Annotated in this window: 2 protein-coding genes; both read left to right on the forward strand. The window is 72.8% G+C overall.

Annotated features, from left to right (window positions below; genetic code table 11):
* Positions 1 to 293: 293 nt before the first annotated feature.
* Positions 294 to 932 (forward strand): acyl-CoA thioesterase, encoded by a 639-nt coding sequence (locus tag B8460_RS16920; protein WP_084623814.1) that lies wholly within the window; start codon positions 294 to 296, stop codon positions 930 to 932.
* A 183-nt stretch (positions 933 to 1,115) separates the two neighbouring features.
* Positions 1,116 to 1,529 carry a hypothetical protein gene (locus B8460_RS16925; RefSeq protein ID WP_148360669.1) on the forward strand — a complete coding sequence of 138 codons (414 nt, stop codon included), beginning with the start codon at positions 1,116 to 1,118 and terminating at the stop codon, positions 1,527 to 1,529.
* The last annotated feature ends 45 nt before the right edge of the window (positions 1,530 to 1,574 follow it).

The raw sequence follows: 1,574 nt of genomic DNA on the forward strand, positions 1-1,574 counted from the left end.
GCGGGCGGGGCCGCCGGCCAGCGCGAGGCCTGCCGCGAGCCCGCCGGCCAGACCGCCCGCGAGCAGGCTCCGTCGGCGCAGGACCAGGGCTTCCGGCGTTACCCGCGCTTCCTGGATGTGCCAGTCGGGACGGCGGTGTACGGGCATGTGCAATCTCCTGGGCGCTCGGGCGCGTGACGGGTCCCGCCTTGAAGCCTTGGCCCGCGGGCCGGGGAATCAAGGGGCGTGCCGGCATTGCGCGCGACCGGGCCGACCCGTTACAGCCGCCCACGACAAGGGCAGGCGGAGCGGGCATGGACCGGGACGGGACGGGGCGCGGCGCGGGTGACGAGCAGGCTTCGGCGGGGGCCGTCGATCTGACGCGGCGGGAGACGTTCGCCCACTGGTCGCGCGATCTGGCGCGCTGGGGCGACACCGACCGCATCGGGCATCTGAACAACGCGGTCTTCGCGACCTTTTTCGAGACCGGGCGGGTGTCGCTGATCCATGACCGGACGCTGATGCTGGGTCCGCCGGGGACGCTGTTCGTGATCGCGCGGCTGGCGATCGATTTCCGCGCCGAGATGCACTGGCCGGGCGAGGTCGAGATCGGTACCGGGCTGCTGCGGATCGGGCGCAGTTCGGTGACCCTGGGACAGGCGCTGTTCCAGGCCGGGCGCTGCACCGCGACGGCCGAGAGCACGCTGGTGCTGATCGACGCCGCAACCCGCCGCGCGACGCCGTTCCCGCCGGCGAGCCGGGCAACGTTCCATCGCTTCGCCCTGCCGGCCCACGCGGCGGATGCCGCCGACGAGGACCGGCCCGGGGGGGTGGCCGGGGGACTGGCCGGGGGTTTGGCGGGTGGTATCGCCGGCGGTGCGGCGCAGGGCGAGTCCGGCGGCGATGCCGTCGGGCAGCCGGGCGCGTCGCATGTGCGCGGAGGGGCGGGCTGATCCGGGCCCGCCGCCGCGCATGGCGCATTTTTCATGTCCCGGTTCGCTGCGGCTGAGGTTGTCCGGCGCGCGGCGCTTTGCCATTGCTTCGCCGCAGCCCGTCCGCGACGGCCGGGGACTCGCCGCTATGACGACCGTGGCCCGATGGCGGGCCGCCCGATTTTCACGCCTGGAGCGATGATGATGACGCGTACCCCTGCCATCGCGGCGATTGCCGCGCTGCTGACCGGCTCGGCTTTTCTCGCGGGCTGCCAGGTGCGCAGCCAGGACTACTACACCTTCGACAAGATGGTGGCCGAGATGGGCCGCGCCCCCGACAGCGTGGACAAGCTGAAGGACGGCGGCAACGTGTCGTACTACAAGGCCTATCACGGCGACGACCTGATGGAGTTGATCGTGTCCTTCGCGCCAAGCGGCCGTTGCGCCAGCGCCCGCGATTCGGTGGTCGTCACCGGCCCGCACGGCACGTCCGAGGTGCGGCGCCCGGCCGCCGGTCCCGACGGCAAGCTGCCGCCCGGCACGCCGGCGAACCTCGCCGCGATCTATGGCTCCGACACGTTCCAGCAGTTCGACCGGGTGGTCTCCGCCTGCCGCTGAGGCGGCGGCAGGTCAGACCAAGTCATCTAGTCAGCCCAGGAGGGG

Origin of the sequence: Acidisphaera rubrifaciens HS-AP3, assembly GCF_000964365.1 — a bacterium.
Lineage (GTDB): Bacteria > Pseudomonadota > Alphaproteobacteria > Acetobacterales > Acetobacteraceae > Acidisphaera > Acidisphaera rubrifaciens.